18 protein-coding genes and 1 other annotated feature are annotated in these 19,453 nt (G+C 46.5%); of the genes, 12 read left to right on the forward strand and 6 right to left on the reverse strand.

Annotated elements, in window-relative coordinates; genetic code table 11:
* Positions 1 to 14: 14 nt before the first annotated feature.
* The gene (locus ADM98_RS07495) at positions 15 to 1,487 is read right to left on the reverse strand and encodes a DHA2 family efflux MFS transporter permease subunit (RefSeq protein WP_053452925.1); all 1,473 of its coding nucleotides are present in this window, start codon (positions 1,485 to 1,487) and stop codon (positions 15 to 17) included.
* Between the two features lie 169 nt (positions 1,488 to 1,656).
* Here ADM98_RS07495 and ADM98_RS07500 point away from each other — a divergent pair, with 169 nt between their 5' ends.
* The 10 genes from ADM98_RS07500 to ADM98_RS07545 all read left to right on the forward strand — a co-directional run bounded on the left by ADM98_RS07500 (position 1,657) and on the right by ADM98_RS07545 (position 13,495).
* Positions 1,657 to 2,565, forward strand: a complete 909-nt coding sequence (locus ADM98_RS07500; RefSeq protein WP_053452926.1) for a TetR/AcrR family transcriptional regulator — start codon at positions 1,657 to 1,659, stop codon at positions 2,563 to 2,565.
* 72 nt (positions 2,566 to 2,637) lie between these two features.
* Positions 2,638 to 4,080, forward strand: coding sequence for a SulP family inorganic anion transporter (locus ADM98_RS07505; RefSeq protein ID WP_053452927.1), 1,443 nt, complete (start codon positions 2,638 to 2,640; stop codon positions 4,078 to 4,080).
* A gap of 208 nt (positions 4,081 to 4,288) precedes the next feature.
* Positions 4,289 to 4,708, forward strand: a complete 420-nt coding sequence (locus tag ADM98_RS07510) for a hypothetical protein (protein WP_152910960.1) — start codon at positions 4,289 to 4,291, stop codon at positions 4,706 to 4,708.
* Between the two features lie 244 nt (positions 4,709 to 4,952).
* Positions 4,953 to 5,777 (forward strand): fumarylacetoacetate hydrolase family protein, encoded by an 825-nt coding sequence (locus tag ADM98_RS07515; RefSeq protein WP_053452929.1) that lies wholly within the window; start codon positions 4,953 to 4,955, stop codon positions 5,775 to 5,777.
* 285 nt (positions 5,778 to 6,062) lie between these two features.
* A complete protein-coding gene (locus ADM98_RS07520) occupies positions 6,063 to 6,809 on the forward strand; it encodes a DeoR/GlpR family DNA-binding transcription regulator (protein ID WP_053452930.1) in 747 nt (248 codons plus the stop codon).
* Positions 6,806 to 7,726 (forward strand): 1-phosphofructokinase, encoded by a 921-nt coding sequence (gene pfkB, locus ADM98_RS07525; protein WP_035408794.1) that lies wholly within the window; start codon positions 6,806 to 6,808, stop codon positions 7,724 to 7,726. Before ADM98_RS07520 ends, pfkB begins: the two co-directional genes overlap by 4 nt.
* A gap of 17 nt (positions 7,727 to 7,743) precedes the next feature.
* Entirely contained in the window at positions 7,744 to 9,678 is a 1,935-nt protein-coding gene (locus ADM98_RS07530; protein ID WP_053452931.1) for a PTS fructose transporter subunit IIABC, read from the forward strand.
* Positions 9,679 to 9,783: 105 nt separating this feature from the next.
* Positions 9,784 to 10,929, forward strand: a complete 1,146-nt coding sequence (locus ADM98_RS07535) for an FUSC family protein (protein ID WP_053452932.1) — start codon at positions 9,784 to 9,786, stop codon at positions 10,927 to 10,929.
* Between the two features lie 70 nt (positions 10,930 to 10,999).
* Positions 11,000 to 11,202, forward strand: a binding site (T-box leader).
* Positions 11,203 to 11,262: 60 nt separating this feature from the next.
* Complete coding sequence (locus ADM98_RS07540; RefSeq protein WP_053452933.1) at positions 11,263 to 12,912, forward strand: aromatic amino acid hydroxylase; 1,650 nt, start codon at positions 11,263 to 11,265, stop codon at positions 12,910 to 12,912.
* Between the two features lie 61 nt (positions 12,913 to 12,973).
* Positions 12,974 to 13,495 carry a hypothetical protein gene (locus tag ADM98_RS07545; RefSeq protein WP_053452934.1) on the forward strand — a complete coding sequence of 174 codons (522 nt, stop codon included), beginning with the start codon at positions 12,974 to 12,976 and terminating at the stop codon, positions 13,493 to 13,495.
* 56 nt (positions 13,496 to 13,551) lie between these two features.
* Here ADM98_RS07545 and ADM98_RS07550 read toward each other — a convergent pair whose 3' ends face one another.
* The 3 genes from ADM98_RS07550 to ADM98_RS07560 form a co-directional block, all read right to left on the reverse strand.
* Complete coding sequence (locus ADM98_RS07550) at positions 13,552 to 13,848, reverse strand: MGMT family protein (RefSeq protein WP_053452935.1); 297 nt, start codon at positions 13,846 to 13,848, stop codon at positions 13,552 to 13,554.
* On the reverse strand, positions 13,845 to 14,813 hold the full coding sequence (locus ADM98_RS07555; RefSeq protein ID WP_053452936.1) for a cation diffusion facilitator family transporter: 969 nt from the start codon (positions 14,811 to 14,813) through the stop codon (positions 13,845 to 13,847). The genes ADM98_RS07550 and ADM98_RS07555 overlap by 4 nt, the downstream gene beginning before the upstream one ends.
* A gap of 117 nt (positions 14,814 to 14,930) precedes the next feature.
* Positions 14,931 to 15,416, reverse strand: a complete 486-nt coding sequence (locus ADM98_RS07560; protein ID WP_053452937.1) for a pyridoxamine 5'-phosphate oxidase family protein — start codon at positions 15,414 to 15,416, stop codon at positions 14,931 to 14,933.
* Positions 15,417 to 15,579: 163 nt separating this feature from the next.
* On the opposite strand from ADM98_RS07560, the gene ADM98_RS07565 reads away from it, so the two are divergent.
* On the forward strand, positions 15,580 to 16,590 hold the full coding sequence (locus tag ADM98_RS07565) for an LLM class flavin-dependent oxidoreductase (RefSeq protein ID WP_053452938.1): 1,011 nt from the start codon (positions 15,580 to 15,582) through the stop codon (positions 16,588 to 16,590).
* Between the two features lie 18 nt (positions 16,591 to 16,608).
* Here the strand turns inward: ADM98_RS07565 and ADM98_RS07570 are convergent, their stop codons facing one another.
* Complete coding sequence (locus ADM98_RS07570; protein ID WP_082318519.1) at positions 16,609 to 17,877, reverse strand: MFS transporter; 1,269 nt, start codon at positions 17,875 to 17,877, stop codon at positions 16,609 to 16,611.
* Positions 17,878 to 17,997: 120 nt separating this feature from the next.
* Here ADM98_RS07570 and ADM98_RS07575 point away from each other — a divergent pair, with 120 nt between their 5' ends.
* Entirely contained in the window at positions 17,998 to 19,188 is a 1,191-nt protein-coding gene (locus ADM98_RS07575; RefSeq protein WP_053452940.1) for a helix-turn-helix domain-containing protein, read from the forward strand.
* Between the two features lie 29 nt (positions 19,189 to 19,217).
* On the opposite strand, the gene ADM98_RS07580 is transcribed toward ADM98_RS07575, so the two are convergent.
* Entirely contained in the window at positions 19,218 to 19,397 is a 180-nt protein-coding gene (locus tag ADM98_RS07580) for a hypothetical protein (protein WP_053452941.1), read from the reverse strand.
* Positions 19,398 to 19,453: the final 56 nt, after the last annotated feature.

Consider the following 19,453-nt stretch of genomic DNA (forward strand, 5'->3'; position numbering starts at 1 on the left):
AGGGGAGAATCCAATCATGCATATTTTTGTTCTTGATCGACGGACTCAACGACAGCCAATGTCGTCGTCCGTCGTTTTTTGATGAAGAACGATAGGATCAATGCTGCGAGTGCAAGTAACGTCGCAATGAAGAACGTATCATTGATCCCTTCAATCATCGCTTGCATTTGCAACCATTCCGGATTAGCAGCTTCAGGTTGTGAAGCGAATTCCGGGACGTGTTGTTTCGTCCGTGATGTCATGATTGTTACGAGTAGACCTGATCCGATGGCACCGGATACTTGTGACAACGTATTGTTCAATGCCGTACCGTGTGGCGTCAAGTGTTGCGGAATATGGTTCAAACCGTTCGTCATGACCGGCATCATGACCATTGAGATTCCGAGGAAACGCAACGTATACATGATGACGAGGTAGGCATAGGATGTATCTGCAGCTAACTGACTAAACGAGAATGTCGTCAACACAGTCAGTGATAAGCCGATGATAGCAAGGATTCGGGCACCAAAGCGATCAAAGAGTCGACCGGTGATGGGTGACATGATTGCCATAACGATGGCACCCGGTAACATCAACAGACCAGAATGGAATGGTGAGATTCCGCGAATTGTTTGGATGTAGATTGGCATCAGAATCATTGCTGAGAACATCGACATGTTCAGGACCATCGAAATCCCTTGTGATAAGGCAAACATTGGGTAACGGAAGATTCCGAACTCTAGCATCGGTTCTTCGAGCAAGAATTGACGTATAATGAAAGAAGTCAAACTGATCACACCAATGATCAATGAACCAATGACCGTCCATGAACCCCATCCTGCTGAACCAGCAGAGCTAAATCCATACAGCAAACCACCGAAACCGAAGCTTGAGAGAACGAGTGAGAACAAATCGAGTTTGAGTGTGCTGCGGACTGTTTCTTTTTTCAATAAGAAAGCACCTGTGAACAGGACGAGTAATGCGATTGGTGTGACGAGATGGAACAACATCCGCCATTCGTAATGTTCGAGAATCCAACCAGACAATGTCGGTCCGATGGCTGGGGCGAACGTAATGACGAGTCCGAAAATCCCCATTGCTTGTCCGCGTTTCTCAATCGGGAAACCAGTCAAGAGAACGTTCATTAAAAGCGGCATCATGATCGCAGAACCAGATGCCTGCATCATACGAGCGCCGAGTAGAAGCGGGAAGACGTGTGCTTGACCGGCAATGATCGTACCGAGTGAAAACAGTGTCATTGCCGTCAAGAAAAGTTGACGCGTCGAGAACTTTTGGACGAGAAACGCCGACGTCGGAATCATGATTCCGTTGACGAGCATATAACCCGTCGTTAGCCATTGGGCGGTGCTTGCCTGGATACCAAATGATCCCATGATCGAGGGTAAGGCAATATTAAGTAACGTTGAGTTCAGGACCGCAACGAACGCACCTGCCATGAGGACAGTTAAAATTAAATAAAGTCGTGATGATTGCTTGCTTGATTGCATTTCGTTATGCTCCTTTTGTACTACGAGTCTAAAATGTTAGACTTGAATTCTATAACTGACTTGGCTATCTTACCAGTCGAAGTCGAATGATTTCAAATTATTTGCTTCATACACTAAAATAAGTGATTGCTAAACCATTCTTATCATTTGAACAGAAAAGGACAAGACCATGAATCCAAAAAAGAAACAACTATTAGATGCTGCCTATCAGCTATTCGTCGAAAAAGGCTATCAATCAACATCCATCCAGGATATTCTTGAGCACAGCAATGTCTCAAAAGGAACGTTCTATAACTATTTTTCATCCAAAAATGAATTGTTTATCGATGTTTTCAATACTGTCTTTGAAAAAATGCGGACGGCGCGTAAAGAAATCTTAGTTGGACGAGATGTCTCAGACTATGAAACGTTCATCCAACAAGGAAACTGCTATTTGGAACTGATGCAAAAATATAAATTGTATACGTTATTCGAAGAGGCGATTGCGTCGAACGAAAAAGAACTCAAAGCATTTATGGAAAACAATCGTCTCCTTGAAATCGAATGGACGTTTGAGCGACTGCGAGATCTATTTGGTCAGACAAAGGAACCATACCTCTTGGATCTAGCTGTCATTTATACCGGGATGTTGCAGTATGCCATGTACTTCTTCCGCCAATCCGAACGAAATACGCAGCCCGAGCGGGTCGTCCGTTATGTATTCAATCGATTGACGCACCTCGTTGAAGATGTCAGTCGAACGGAGGAACAGTTAATTCCACCACGCTTTTTATCCGTCTGGCTGGATCGCCCGCAAGATGAAGTCGTCATTCGGAAGGATTTATTTGAAAAGACGAGTGCGCATATGAAGCGGTTGATCACGTTGTCTTCGATTTCCGATGAATCCAAGGAAGCACATGAAGAGGTGCTTGACTTCATTTATGAGGAACTACTCGAACGTAAGAAACCTAAAATTCATCTCCTTCGCCGTGCGCTTGAGACGATGGATGAAGATCCAGTCTTTGCGGGTCAGGAAATCATGGCAACCTATAAGGCAATGGTCGATGAGATTGCACGCATTCGGACCAAAAATTCCTAAAAGGGTTGCTTTTTGAAACTGATGCCAGTACACTGAGACCATTCATGTTAGAAAAGGGGTCTCGGTTATCATATGTTTACTCAATGGAAAAAAGAGTGGTTCCTGCAACCAAAAGCGGATCTATTGTCCGGCATCGTCGTTGCTTTGGCACTTGTTCCAGAAGCGATTGCGTTTTCACTGATCGCTGGTGTCAATCCGATGGTCGGTTTATACGCTTCGGTCATCATTGCAATCGTCATCTCAATTGCCGGTGGTCGTCCTGGAATGATCTCGGCTGCAACTGGTGCGATGGCACTCGTCGTCGTTCAACTCGTTAAGGATCATGGCGTCGACTATTTACTTGCTGCTGGTATTCTTGCCGGTCTTCTACAAATCACATTTGGCTTTTTAGGGATCGCTAAATTATTGCGATTCATTCCTCGAGCAGTCATGGTTGGATTCGTCAATGCACTGGCCATCCTGATTTTCTCGGCGCAACTCCCTCAATTCGAAGGGCAAAACTGGATCATGTATGCGATGGTTGCTGCATCTCTTGCCATCATCTTGTTATTCCCACGCGTGACGAAAGCCATTCCGGCACCACTCGTTGCGATTACAATCATGACGGTGTTAACGGTCGTCTTTTCACTCGATACGCGAGTCATCGGGGATATGGGACAAATCGAAGCGGCTTTACCGAGCTTCTTCTTACCGAATGTCCCATTTTCGATTGAGACATTACAGATCATTTTCCCGTATGCCTTATCCCTTGCTTTTGTTGGATTGATCGAATCATTGCTGACAGCACGAATCGTTGATGAGATGACGGATACGACATCAAACAAAGCGATGGAATCACGCGGTCAAGGGATTGCAAACATCATTGCCGGTATGTTCGGTGGTATGCCAGGTTGTGCGATGATTGGTCAATCCGTCATCAATGTCACTTCCGGTGGTCGTGGTCGATTGTCGACGTTGACAGCAGGTGTTTTCTTGATGCTGTTGATGTTTACGATGAACGATTTACTGATGACGATTCCAATGGGAGCACTCGTTGGTGTCATGTTCTTCGTTTCGTATGCGACGTTCGACTGGGGTTCATTCAAGATGCTCAAGACATCACCAAAGAGTGACTCGGCTATCATGTTAGCGACCGTTCTCGTCACTGTATTGACGAATGATTTATCGATGGGCGTTCTTGTCGGAATCTTACTTGCTGCGTTATTGTTCGCTTCAAAAATTTCTCGTATTCAAGTAGAGCGAGAAGAGCAAACGGAGCGGGTATATTATATGATTCGTGGACCGTTGTTCTTTGCGTCAACGACGGCATTTATGGAACAGTTCCGACTAGAGGCTGATCCATCGTCCTTCATCACACTCGACTTCTCAGCCTGTCATTTATTTGATGACTCAGCCATTGAAGCGATTGAAAACGTCGTGTTGAAATATGAACGACTTGGGAAAAAAGTTGAACTCACTGGATTAAATGAAGAGTCGCAGGCTCTCGTTGATCGACTAGCGCAACGGATTGCGTAACTAGTGTTGTAATTGAAATGAGGTAAAGTTCCTAGACTCAGTTGGGGATTTTACCTCATTTTTCGTTATATATACTATAATAAAGTACGATATATCCAATAAATGTAATAGTGTGATAAGGTTCACGTTAGTAATAATCAAACTCATAATATTTAGGGGAAATGAGGTGTAATAAATGAGAAACTTTCATTTGAATAGGATTATCAACTTGCGCACGATTGAAGCATATTTTTTGAGAGATAGTTATTTAATACCACCTACCTATTGTCTAATACTGATTGACTATCAACGTCCTAGCACAATTGACGATTTCCCCTATTTAAAGAATATTGATGGAATCTCGGAAGACGAATTTGGAAATGATAATTTTATCAAGGCAATTATTATTTCATCGGAGGAGTTCACTCAAGAAACTTATGATGAATTGTGTATAGTGGCGGGTGGTTTTTTAGAGGATAAAGAAGAATGTCGCTGGAATTTTGACATAGAAGTTAATAGTGATTTCAAATATAAAAATAATTTGAATGATATTTTTCCTTTACTCCAAAATGTATTAGAAAAATATAAGTGTCCTATCAACGTTAATCATATTCCTACAGAAAAATTTAACTTCTTATCACAACAATAAAAATGAGAGATGATGTTTTAACATTCAAACTTACTACTCGTTCGATACGAACTATAGGATATCTATATGATCTTCAAATATTGGAATCAACAATAAAATCAAGGGATGATTGAATATCATATATGATTTATGTGCTATCACTGAAAATAACAGTAAAATGATTTAAAGAATGAACATGTGATTAAGAGGATAAGTGCGACGTTCTGTCAGTTTCGTTATACTGAAACAAAAGGGGGCATTTAGGATGAAATGGTTTCGATTTGAGCAAGAAGGAAAAGTAGGTATCGGGGTTGAACAGGATGGGTCTACATATGATGTGACAGCACAAGTTTATACGGATTCGCTACTCGAAGTGATCTCACGTGAGTTCGAAGTCGATCTCGATCTCGATATCGCGCCATTACTAAAAGGGGATGTTCGTAAGCTAGTTCCATATGTTCCGGCACGAAACGTCATTTGTGTCGGTAAGAACTATGCTGATCATATTAAAGAGATGGATACGGCGGGAGCAGGTAAATTCGTCTTATTTACAAAAGCCCCGACATCGATCGTCGGCCCGTTCGAACCGATTGAACGGCATGCAGATTTGACGCAACAACTGGATTACGAAGGGGAACTCGCTATCATCATCGGGACGACGGGTCGTGATCTAACACCAGAGAATGCACTTGATCATGTGTTTGGCTACAGTATCGTCAATGACGTGACCGCACGGGACTTACAAAAAGAACACGTCCAGTTCTTCCGTGGCAAATCACTTGATGGGTTCTGTCCATTCGGTCCAGTTATCGTCTCAGCGGATAGCTTTGATCCGAGTGACGTTCTCGTCGAGACACGCGTGAACGGGGAACTCCGTCAGTCGGGATCAACTGCCTTAATGTTGCGTGACGTCGTGACGATTTTGGTTGAAGTGTCACGTGGGATGACGCTAGAATCGGGTGATGTCATCGCGACAGGAACTCCTGCTGGCGTAGGTCATGGGATGAAACCGCCCGTCTATCTACAGACAGGTGATGTTGTTGAAGTATCGATTGCTGGGATCGGTCGCCTACAAAATGAAGTACAGTAAACGTTCATGACTGAATGACGTTATTTTCAATCAACCGCTTTCCGAATTTGATTCGGAGAGCGGTTTTTCTATGGAACAAGTTTGAAAATAAAAAAATGATTGATTTCATTCAATAAAACAGTCATTTTATGACCGTTTTTGATGTATAATGAAACTATAAGAACGGTTTCATGTCGAAAAAAGTCGCTTTTTGAACGTTTTATAAAGAATTTATATAAAATTTGAACGTTTTTGATTGATTTTTAGATGTAAACGCTTTATATTAAAGATGCGGAGGGAAACCTTATGTTAACGAAAAAACGCCATCAACTCATCCTCGAGCTTCTTGCTCGAGAAGAAGTCGTCAAGATGCAAAAAATCGTCGAACAAACCGGTGCCAGTGAATCCACGATTCGTCGTGATTTATCACAACTCGAGACAGCAGGTCATTTGCGTCGAGTGCACGGGGGAGCGACAGCGAACCATTTGCAAATTGAAGAACCGAGTTATTTCGAGAAGAGCGACCAACATGTCGAAGAGAAGGAACGGATCGCGCGAGCGGCTGCTGACCTGATCGAGGATGGCATGTATGTCTATCTGGATGCCGGAACGACGACGCTTGCCATCGTTCCGTATCTCGAAGAGAAGGTGATTACGGTCGTGACGAACAGTCTTCCTCTAGCGAACACGTTACTCTATCACCGTATCCCGACGTTCGTCGTCGGAGGTCAACTCAAGCATTCAACGCAAGCACTCGTCGGTTACAACGCACGTGAAGGAATGTTGATTTACCATTTTGATGTCGCATTCCTTGGGATGAACGGTGTTCATCCGACACAAGGCTTCACGACACCAGATCCGGAAGAGGCACTCGTAAAGAAGACAGCGATCGAATTAGCAAAACAATCGTATGTACTCGTCGATGAGACGAAGCTGGATGCGATCAGCTTCAGTCGGGTGGCGTCCTTGCAAGCGGCGACGATCATCACGACGACATCCAGTGAGCAAGAAGCGAAATACAGTCAATACACAGAGGTGGTGAACGCGAAATGATTTATACACTGACACTCAACCCATCAATCGACTATTATGTCACGTTACCGGTATTTGAGGCAGGACAAGTCAATCGTGTCGAACAGGCGGAAAAAGTGGCCGGAGGGAAAGGAATCAACGTCTCTCTCGTCCTAAAAAACTATGAGGTAGAAACACAAGCACTCGGATTCCTTGGAGGAAGTACCGGACAATTCATCCGGACAGAACTTGAGAAGCGAGGCGTGTTAACCGACTTCACACCAATTCAAGATGAGACGCGAATTAACGTGAAAATTCGTGCCGATCAAGAATCTGAGTTGAATGCAGCGGGACCGAAGATTCAACCGGAAGAGCTAGAGCATTTATTATCCCGATTCAAGACGATGCAAGCCGGTGATATCGTCGTCTTCGCAGGCAGTATCCCAAGCAGTCTACCTCATGATCTCTATCGTCATATCGCGACGATCTTGAACGAGCGGAATGTTCGCTTCGCCGTCGATACGACGAAGGAAGCGATGCTTGAAGTCTTACCACTCGGTCCATTTTTAATTAAGCCGAATCACCATGAACTCGGTGAAATCTTCGACGTCGAGATTACGTCGAAGGAGATGGCCGTTCCGTACGCCCAACAACTTGTTGAACGTGGTGCTGAGAACGTCGTCATCTCATTTGCAGGAGACGGAGCACTGCTCGTTAATCGTCAAGGCGCCTATACAGCAAACACACCGGCAGGAAAGCTCGTCAACTCCGTCGGTGCCGGAGACTCACTCGTCGCCGGATTCGTCGCCAGCCACGCGCTCGGCAAATCACCAGAAGAAGCGTTCCGTTATGCGGTAACAACTGGTAGTGCGTCTGCTTATTCCTTCGGTCTTTGTACGAAGGAAGATATCGATCGTCTCCTCGTAGACGTCAACGTCGTTGAACTCATTCAATCCTAAAAGGAGTGTGACTACTCATGAAAATTACTGATCTCTTGACACGCGATACGATTCAACTCGATTTACAAGCGTCATCTAAAGCCGCTGTCATCGATGAACTCGTCAACGTCCTCGATCGGGCAGGAAAACTGAACGATCGCTCGGCATATAAAGAAGCGATTCTCGCACGGGAAGCGCAAAGTACGACAGGTTTAGGGGAAGGCATTGCCATTCCACACGCAAAAACGGCAGCAGTCAAAACACCAGCGATCGCCTTTGGTCGTTCGGCAGGCGTTGACTACGAAGCACTCGACGGTCAACCAAGTCGTTTGTTCTTTATGATTGCAGCAGGTGAGAACGCTGATAACGCACACCTTGAAACACTTTCGAAACTCTCCGTTTATCTGATGGATATGAACTTCCGCGATACGATTCTTGCGGCTAAAACGAAAGACGAAGTCATCGCAGCAATCGAAGCGAAAGAACGTGAAGAAGAAGGTCCAGTTGACGTCTCGAGCGACAATGTTGATCAAGACGCACCGTATATCCTTGCTGTCACAGCTTGTCCGACAGGAATCGCACACACGTATATGGCAGCTGATGCGCTTCGTCAAAAAGCAGAAGAAATGGGTGTCCGCATCAAAGTCGAGACGAACGGATCGACAGGCGTCAAGAACGGTTTAACACAACAAGACATCAATGATGCAACAGCGATCATCGTCGCAGCGGATAAAGCAGTTGAGATGGATCGTTTCAATGGTAAACACGTCGTTGAAGTACCCGTTGCACAAGGAATTCGTAAACCGCAAGAATTGATCAACCGCGCTGTTAAACAGGACGCACCTGTCTATAAAGCGAGCGGTTCAAGCGAAAGTTCAAAACCAGCTCGTGGTGGATTCTACAAACATTTAATGAGTGGTGTATCCGCGATGTTGCCACTCGTCGTCGCTGGTGGTCTCTTGATCGCGATCAGCTTCTTCTGGGGGATCAACTCAGCGAACCCGAAAGATCCATCGTACAATGAGTTTGCAGCACAATTGATGACGATCGGGAAAGCAGCGTTTGGTCTCTTGATTCCAATCCTCGCTGGATTTATCGCGATGTCGATCGCTGATAAACCAGGTCTTGCTCCTGGTCTGATTGCTGGTTTCCTTGCAAGTAGCGGTAACGCAGGTTTCCTCGGTGGATTGATTGCCGGTTTCCTTGCTGGTTACGTTGTTCTTCTGCTCGTCAAAGTCTTCAAAGGTCTCCCAGCAGCTCTTGAAGGAATCAAACCAGTCTTGCTCTATCCACTGTTTGGTTCATTCATCACAGGGATGATCATGTTGCTCGTCATCAATGAGCCGATCGCGAAGTTCATGACATGGCTCACAGATTCATTGAACGGACTCAGCGGTGGTAACGCGATTCTTCTCGGTATGCTCGTCGCAGGTATGATGGCAATCGATATGGGTGGTCCAATCAACAAAACAGCATATGTTTTCGGTACAGCTGCTCTTACAGCAGGTAACACGGAAGTCATGGCAGCCGTCATGGCAGGTGGGATGGTTCCACCACTCATCGTTGCACTCTCATCTACATTGTTCGCACGTAAAAAATTCACACCGCAAGAACGTGAAGCAGGTATCGCTGCATACGCTATGGGAGCATCGTTCGTCACTGAAGGTGCGATTCCATTCGCTGCAGCCGATCCACTCCGCGTCATTCCGTCAAGCGTCATCGGTTCAGCGATCGCTGGTGCGTTGACAATCGTCTTCGGTGTCTTGCTTCCTGCACCACACGGTGGTATCTTCGTCTTCCCGCTACTTGATGGTCCATCAGGTACGGTCATGGCGATCGTCGGTTATGCTGGCGCGATCCTCATTGGTTCACTTGTTGGTGCAGCAATCCTATCCTTCCTCAAAAAGCCGCTCGTTGACCAATCGGTCGCGAAAGCGGAAATGACAGAAGGAACAGGTACAAAAGCATCATAAGTCGACTAAATCCTCTCCGTTTTCAAACGGAGAGGATTTTTTGTTGAATTTTAACGGCTAACGGTAAAGAATAGAGGGCATACTGAATAAGAAGGAGGGATGGACATGGGTGGACAATCCTTACAAATCGGACCACGGACCATCAAGACAGGTCTTGCGGTCATCTTGGCGCTGTTGATCAGTAATCTGTTCAACCTCAGCCCGATCCTACCTGCGATCTCGGCAGCGACGACACTCCTGCCCTCGGTCTATCAGACATGGAAACAATTTCTCGAGGAGGCGGAAGCCAACTTGATTGGTGCCTTTCTGACATTACTCGCGTTATGGATTTTAGGGGATAACCCGGCCAATCCGCTTGCCATCGGTATCGTCATCATGGCAGCAATCTCGATTTTGCTAGCTTTTGGTTTCGGGCGGACGATTCCACACGTTGTTTTGATGATCATCGTCATTCTCGAAAGTGTCGCGACTGCGACGGAACCACTTTGGCAAGTCGTCTTGATTCGTTACTTGCTCGTCATGCTCGGGATCGGCTGTGCGCTCGGCATCAACGCACTAATCTTCCCGCCACGCTATGGCAATGTCTATTATCAAAAAGCAACGAAACTCTTCGAAAAGCTACTCGTCGTCACACGGGCGATCGCCTTTGAAGGAAAGGTCGTCCCATATCGTGCGGCAATCGATAAGATGGGACGTTCGCTCCTTGAGACACAAAATCTGTTCAACCTACACAAGGAAGAGATCCGAGGAACACGTCAGAAGCACGCCTCGCTCTTACGGAACCTGTTGATCCTCAAACATATGCAATCGTGTCTTGAACGTGGTGTCGCGACAGCAGAACGCTTCAGAGAGCGAGAGAAGGCACTCGACTCAATTGCTGACGATCTTCGAAGTGAATTGTTCTACCACTTGATGCACATCGCCCAGCGCCAAGAGAAGGTCTTGCTGACATATGATCTCTTGTTGACGGAAGAACCGCTCGCGATGGAGGATCTCGTCAAAGAGAACATCGCTTTCGTCAAGCATTCGTTTCTTGACCGAGATGAGCTCGAGGAAGAAGTCATCATGGAAATTCTACCGATCGTCGTCTCGATGAACGAGTGGATCCAAGAACTTGAATCTTTCGAAAAACGGCTCAATGGTGCGCTTCGTCGTCATATCACGTCGCTGACGATCGAGCAAAAATCGGTCCGGGACAAAACATTTAATCGATTTAAACGCAAAAAAGCCATTGACGAAAGTAAAAAGTAAGCGTATAGTCCTCCTTAACGATACTTTACTTGCTAAAAGCATAACAGTATAACAGCATAACAGAACGAAAGATTAAGCGATGATGAAACCGAAGTAAAGACCATCTCCCTGTTTCAGAGAGCACGTGGCGCTGCGAACGTGTACACAGATGGTGTTGAATTACAGTTTCTGAGCTTCTTGCGTAAGCGAGCGGAGCACACCGTTATCCCAATCAAGTGACTCAGTCGATGACTGGGTAATCAGGGTGGTACCGCGGCTTTCGTCGCCCCTGTCGAACAATACGTTCGGCAGGGGCTTTTTTGTTATCTCACATTCATTCAAGGGGGAACTTATATGTCTACACCAATCATTCCAAGTCACTTACGTCCACACGTCGCACCACAGCACTACGAAGATTACACACCAACGGATCATGCCGTTTGGAGATACGTCATGCGACTGAACTTAAATACGTTACAAGATACGGCGCATCCGGCATACCTCGAAGGACTTGCCGCTTCAGGAATCAGCCCGGAACGGATTCCGGACGTGCGCGAGATGACAGCGAACCTAAGCCGTGGTGGCTGGGGAACAGTCGCTGTTGATGGTCTCATTCCCGGCGTCGCGTTCTTTGATTTCCAAGGTCACGGTCTATTGCCAATCGCGACTGATATCCGAAAAGTCGATAACATTCTCTACACACCAGCGCCTGATATCTTGCACGAAGCAGCGGGACACGCGCCGATCTTAATGAATCCGGTCTACGCGGAATTCGTTCGTCGCTTTGGTGAAATCGGGGCACATGCCTTTAACCATAAAGCAGAGCATGACGTCTTCAAAGCACTCAAGAAGTTGACGATCGTCAAAGAGAGTCCTTTCTCGACGCCAGCCGATATCGAGCAAGCTGAAATCGAGCTCGCTGAGACACGGACACATGTCAAAGGCATTTCTGAAGCCAATGAAATCTCACGTCTATTCTGGTGGACGGTTGAATTCGGTCTGATTGGTGACATCGACAATCCGCAAATCTACGGTGCAGGTCTTCTCTCATCAGTCGGTGAAAGTCGCCACTGTTTGACGGACGCTGTCGTCAAACATCCGTTCTCGCTTGAGAAAGCACTTGCGACGAAACATGACGTGACGAGCATGCAAAAAGAGCTCTTCGTCTGTGAATCGTTTGAACAGCTTCGCGATGCACTTGAAGAATTCGCCCAATCGATGTCGTACATCCGCGGTGGTATCCACGGACTGACGAAAGCAGTCGAATCAGGTAACCTGTCGACGCTCGTCTTCGAGAGTGGTCTCTCGCTCGTCGGTGTTCCTGAAACGCAAGAAATTCACGATTCGTTGCACCTTGTCAAACTGACAGGACCGACAGCGCTTGCTGCAAACGGTGAAGTATTAACAGGTCAAGGTCTTGCTGATCATCCCGAAGGCTTTACACTCCTTCATGGCAAGGAATTAAATGAAGTATTGATGCAAGTCAAAGTCGGTGAGCGTCTGGACTGGACGGAAGGCAATGTCCAAGTTACAGGTGATATCACGGCGATTCAAAACGTCAATGGTCACCGCGCACTCGTCATCTTAGAGACAGCGACACTAACGAACGATGGAAAAACGATGACGATGGATCGGATGGAATTGATTGTCGGCGACATCACGTCAGCGTTCCCAGGAACAGAAGTCGAAGCGCTAAAGCCGATTCCGGAAACAGTCGAGTTCGAACGGATCGAACGTCCGTTGACAGCTGCTGATCCAATCTTCGAAGTCGTCCGCGAGATTCGCGAAGGACGTACTGGTCGCGAACGATTGCCACAACTCATCGATCAGACACTCGTCCAGTTACCAGATGCTTGGTTGCTTCGTCTCGAATTACTCGAGTTAGCGGACGAAGTCGATCAACCGCGTCTCATCGCTGATCTCGAGCGTTTAAAAGCAACATCTGAGCAACGAGATGAATTGATTACACGCGGGATGGCTTTACTCGACGTCGTTCGTCAATGAGTCGAACTCCGGTTCTGAACCTGTTAGAATGGAGACATTCGGTAAAAGGGGATGATCGGTTATGACAAATTATTATCAAGACGTAAAGGAATTCCACCGTGTGTTTTCACACCCTGGTGCAACGACGCCAACACCTATGACAGTCGATCGTGGGATCAAACGCTCGACTTGGACGGCGGAAGAAGCGGTCGTTGAGTTCCTGCATCAATCGGCGACGAATGAAGCAGAATTTCTCGAAGCGATCGAGCGTTTCAAGTCAGGGCTTGATACAGCGGTCGAAAAATCGCTTCAGATGAAACAACCCGAAACAGACGTCGAACGGCTCGTCGGACAAGGCGATGCCTTGACGGACGCTCTCTATTTCATCATGGGAAGTTTCGTTGAAATCGGACTTGATCCGGCTCCATTGTTCGAAATCGTGCAGCGTGCCAACATGGCGAAGCTTGGACCGGACGGCAAACCGATCTTCCGGGAATCAGACCAAAAAGTCATGAAACCGGAAGGCTGGCAACCACCGGAACCGCAACTTGAAGCAGAAGTGCGTCGGCAAATTGCTACGGCTTCGAGTACGTCGAAAGCTTAATTCAAAACAACAAAAAAGGGATGATTGGTATACATACCGGTCATCCCTTTTTTTATTTATTCACTTTTTACTTGATAACGCGATAAATCGAGTTGGCGATCATTTAGGAACTCGATCCCTTCTGCTTCAAGCGCAAGTCGTTGTTCGTCACCTTCAAGCGACAGTTTGCCACCAGCAGCAAGGACACGGTGCCATGGTAGACGTTCCGTCTTACTCATGCTGTGGAGAATCCGTGCGACTTGTCGTGCACTCCGTGGATGCCCGGCGAGCCGAGCGACTTGCCCGTAAGTCATGACGCGACCAGCTGGAATCGAGCGAATGATTGTTAGGACATCTTGCGTGAACGGGTTCATGACTCGTCAGAAGCAACGATGTATTGTTGAATTTTATCGTCTTCATCAAAACCAATTGTCACGTCGATGATGCCTTGTTGCAATCGAATCTGGAGTTCGAGACGATCTTTGATGTCGTCTGCTTGCGCAATCGTCAACGCCGGATCGACTTCAATTTCGACTTCGACGTGGAAATGGTCGCCTTCCTTGATAACTTCGAGCTTACTAATATCTTTGACGTCAGGATCTTTCATGATCAGTCCGCCGAGGCGAGCAGCCATTGTCTCATCGGCTTCACCAAGCGCACCGGCTGCGTTTTGCAAAAAGACGTTCCCGACGACATAAAACATCATCAGTCCGATTAGAATCGAAGCGATTCCTTCTGCCTGATGGAACGGTGTTACATGCGAGATAATAACGGCGATCATCGCGACGACTCCACCAGCGGTTGCGACTAAGTCTTCGAGGAACACAAGACGTGTGGCGGGTTTTGCTTGTTTGAGTGAACGAAAGCTATCAAGAATGAGACGTGGTCCTTTTGAATCCAGTTTTGCATCATGTGCAATTTCCTGCATCGCTTTAACAAATACACCACTCTCTAAAACGACACCAACGAACAAGACAGATAGCGTGATCCAAAAACCTGTCGATTCTGTCGGTTCGATAATGTGGGCAATGCCCTCATGAATCGTTTCATAAGCCATGATGCCGACGAAAAGAATCGCACCGAGCAACACGAGATTGACGAGACGACCGAAGCCGTTCGGGAATCGTTTTGTGGGTGCCTTTTTACTAAGGGCAGAGCCGATGAAGACGAAAAATTGGTTGGCAGCGTCACCGAGCGTATGCATCATCTCAGCGAACATCGCAACATTTCCCGTCAAGACATAAGCGATTGCCTTAATGATGGCGATGACGGAGTTGACGATCCCTGCCGTCAAAGCCGACCGGTTACCCCGGCGTAATAACGTAATGAATTCTCCCATGATTGTACTCCTTTTAGTTAAGTCACGTATTAGTTCACTTTATTATGTTACATCATTTTGAGAAAAACGACTATCTTCGCACAAAAAAACCCACGCTAGTCGCGTGGGCTTCACTTGTTAAGACAAGTCGACTGTTTTGTTAATTTCGTTCTCATCATCTTTACCGACGACTTTTTTCAATACTTGTTTAACGGACTTCGTCGTGTTTCCTGTTTCCCAGTACTCCGCTGCTTCCGTGTTGACCTTGATCAAGACGACTTTCGGATCTTCATAGGTCGTTCCGAGATAAGCTTCATAGCGTGGGCTCCAGAGCTCTTTCTTCCGTTCGATGTCTTCAACGAGTTCCGCTGTTCCGCGGATCGAGACGTATGATTTATCGACATAAGATACGTTGACACTTGGGTTTTTAAGTAGTTCTTGATATTTGTCTGTTTCTTTTGAAGTGAGGAACCAGAGGTCGCCATCAAATTCGATATCTTGTGTTTGCATCGGACGGGATACGAGTCCCTCTGCTGAAATCGTTGTCAGCATGGCTGTTTCGATTTTATCAATCAGTTTCTTGACCGTTTCGACTGCTTCTTGATTCGTAGTATGCGTTGACATGTAGCTCCACCTCATTCGTTAGATTTTTATACTCACTTAGGCAATGTTCCCTGAATTTCAAAATGAAAACGTCCTCACGACCGAAAGAAGCAGTTTCGTTGCACGGTACAACGAGGAGGCGTACAGTGTAGGTACGCATTCGAAAGAAAAAGGAGAGACATACATGAAACTTAGTATTTTAGACCAATCCCCGGTCTCTAAAGGACAATCCCCATCTGATGCCTTACACGAAACGGTCGAGCTCGCGAAAATCGCGGACGAACTTGGCTACCATCGCCTGTGGGTATCCGAGCACCACTTTGCGAAAACACTAGCGGGTTCAAGCCCGGAAGTCTTGATCGCTTATATGGCAGCTGTGACGAAACAGATTCGTCTCGGTTCAGGTGGTGTCATGTTACCCCATTACAGTGCTTATAAAGTTGCAGAGAACTTCCGTGTTCTTGAAGGACTTGCACCAAACCGGATCGACCTTGGACTCGGTCGAGCACCGGGCGGTATGCCGCTTGCGACACGTGCGTTACAGGAAGGATCGTCGCCACGTTTTGGTGGAGCCGATTACGGTGAACAACTCGATGATCTCGTCGATTACTTGAAAGACGGAGCACCTGCCGGACACCGGTTCGCGGGACTCGTTGCAACACCAGAAGTCGATACGACTCCAGAAGGCTGGTTGCTCGGATCAAGTGGTGGGAGTGCCTTGAACGCAGCGCAACGCGGATTCGGATTTGCATTTGCTCACTTCATCAATGGACAAGGTGGTCAAGAAGTGATGGATTACTACCGTCATAACTTCATGGCAACGTCGTTCAATGAGACACCACAAACGCTTGTTTCGATCTTCGTGACGTGTGCTGAAACGACGGAAGAAGCAGAACGTCTAGCGTCAAGCCTGGACCTGTCACTGCTCTTACTTGAAAAAGGCGTCTCGTCAACAGGAACGCCAACTCCTGAAGAGGCAGCGGCGTATCCGTATACGTTCCAAGATCAGTTCCGGATTGCTGAAAACCGGAAGCGGATGATCGTCGGTAACCCGGAATCCGTTGCAAAACAATTGCAAGAGCTTGCCGATTCATATGGAACGGACGAAGTGATGATCGCTTCGATGATCGCTGACAAAGAAGCAAAACAACAATCATTGAAATTCATCATGGACGCTGTCAAAGCGACGGTCTGATTATACGCACGTCCTTTCTCACGAAGTGAGGGAGGACGTGTTTTTTGCGTCTGCTACAGGAATGTTCTCGGATAAGATGTCGTTACGCAGTCGGAGGAAGCCGAATAACGCTGCACCGAATAAGCCAACCGTACCGACTCCAAGTAGCACGATGATAGACACATGATCACTGAGTAAACCAAACAATAGGGTACCGATTGGCATCATCGCCATGGCGACCGATTCTAGAACACCGATGACACGTCCGAGGTAAGCCGGATCGGTCTGTTTTTGAACGATGAGCTGTAGTGGAATGTTCATGCGTAAGACGAGCATGCCGTCGATGAACAATAGAACCATGAAAAAAGGTAGTAGTAGAGTAGATGGAACGTAGCCGAGTAGAGCAAGTGCAGGAAGTGCGTAACATGAGGCGATGAAAAAGAGCGACTCGAATATTGTTCGTAATGGACGTTTCACCGTAAAGCGAGGTAAGGCAAGAAGCAACGAAGCGACAAGAAGACCGGCACCCAGTGCAGACTCGACCAGTCCAAACCGAAATGGCGTGAATTGCAGTCGATCGAGCAAAATGATCGGTAACAAGATTTCGAAAGCGACAAAAAAGAAGTTTAGGACGATCGCCATCAGGACGAGTGTCGTCAATACCGGTTGACGGAATAGATAGCGGTAGCCTTCTTTAAACTCCGTGACAAAAGACGGAGTATCGGTAGTAGCTAGAGGAGAAGTATCCACTGCAAGAAAGCGGAGGCGGCTATTCCACCAGGCAGCAGAGGCAAACAGAAGAAACGGTAAAACCAAGAATTGCGTGATCGAGACAGAGGCGACGAGCAATCCCGCAACGAGTGGAGCGGTAATCGTTGAGGTCGATTGAATCGTCGAGAAGAGGGCATTCCCACGTTGTAACTCCTTTTCTTGTACGAGTCGCGGTAACGAGCTTGATAAGGTGACCGACAAGAACGTCGACAGGCTCGTCAAGAGCACACTAGCAAAGATGTAATGGACGGTATGTAGCGGAGCTTGTAGCGAATAAAGCAAGAGTCCAAATAAAACGAGTGCACTTAGACTTTCGGTCGTGACGATGATGCGTTTCCGGTTCCAGCGATCAGCAAGCACACCAGCAATCGGTGAGAGCAAAATCCGTGGTACGGATCCTGCGAGTAACACGAGCGCGAACTGAAAACCAGACGACGTTTCCCGTAAGACGGTCAGTCCGGCAACAAACGTAAAGAGACTAGCCGCAAACAACGAACAAAATTTTCCGAATAAGACACGTTTCAAATTAAATGACATCATGTTCACTCCTTCAGAGTTAAATTTTATTGAACTTTAGTGTAGAATAAAGGAGTGGAAGAAAAATGTAAAGAAAAAGTTCAATTTAATTTAACTTTTGTGATAAAAGGAGTGACCAGTGTGTTAGGGGAACGTATCAAACAGATCCGAAAACAGAAAAAAATGACACAAACGGACGTTGCGACCGGCATCATCACGAAGTCAATGCTCAGTATGGTCGAGAATGGGAAAGCGACCCCGTCTTTACCAGCATTACAAGCGATTGCTCGACGATTACAGGTGACAGTTGAAGAATTAATGCTCGATCCGCGGGATGTTCAGATGCGGGAACTCATTGAAATGATTCGTTCGCGTGATACTCCGTATCATTCGGACGAAAAAGTTCAGGAAATCCTACGACCGTATTTAGTTCCAGAGACAAATTCCTACTGGCAAGGACAGGTCTTTCATGAATATGGCGATGCCCTCCGAATGTCTGACCCGGAGCTTGGTTTGACGTATTTCGAGAAGGCAGAGCGAGTATTTCAACAGCTCGGTCGTTCAGATGAACAATTACTTGCCCAAATCGCAAAAGTCTACTTTTTATTTAATTTAAAACGAACAAAGGAAGGCTATGAACTGATTGAAATCATGGACGTCCCACGTGAGATTCCTCTTGCGCCGAAAACCTATTTAAAATTTCAAATCCTTCGTGCCCTACGAGCAAGTTTGTTCGATGATCACTACGCAGAAGCAATTGCGCTATTGCGTGAAGGTGTTCAATACATGCAGGAACAAGATGTTTACTATCACGTCATTTCGTTTCAACGTTTTCTCGGTCTATTCTTGTATCTAGAAGGAGAGGTCGAACAATCACGGCGAGAGTTTGATCGCCTGGAACAATTTTTTGCATTTAGTGGAACGAATGGCGTTGGACGCATCGAAGTCGATCTGACAAAAGGACTCATCGCGATTTTTGAAAACGATACGAAAGGAATGCAAATGGCGTGGGAAAATCTCGTCGTTGTCGCGATCGATGACGCGAAGCATTACATCGGACAACTGGAAGTCCATCTCCTTATGAACGGTATCGAATTACCAAATCAGACTCTTCAGCAGAGTATTGATAAGATATGGGAGATGCAAGATGCGTGGCTTGCAGCAAGTGGGTTTGACCAAGCGATGATGTTGCGGACACTCGTCTTAGCGATGAAACGAGGCGTTGGTAAGGAACGTTTGGAGGACGTGCAGCGATTGAAGGATGAACTTCAAAGTGAACGTCTAAAAGGTGATCTCGAGCAGGAGATACAAGCGTTGGTTAATGTTCAATAACGAAAAAACAAGCATGAAGCGAGTGCGCTTCATGCTTGTTTGTGTGGTGATGTCGTTCGTTTAACAATAAGTAAGACGCATGCAAGGACGGAAACGATCAAGTGCCCGATATATATGTCTCCCGTCTGGATGTAATGAATGAGCATGGAGCCACCGAAAATCAATAAAGCAAGAAAGAGTAGCCGGACATAGAGTGTTGCGTAAGACATACAGACACATCCTTTCTATATCCAGTATATCCCAAAGTGAAACACGAGACAAAAAA

It is taken from the genome of Exiguobacterium sp. BMC-KP (genome assembly GCF_001275385.1).
Taxonomy (GTDB): Bacteria; Bacillota; Bacilli; order Exiguobacteriales; family Exiguobacteriaceae; genus Exiguobacterium_A.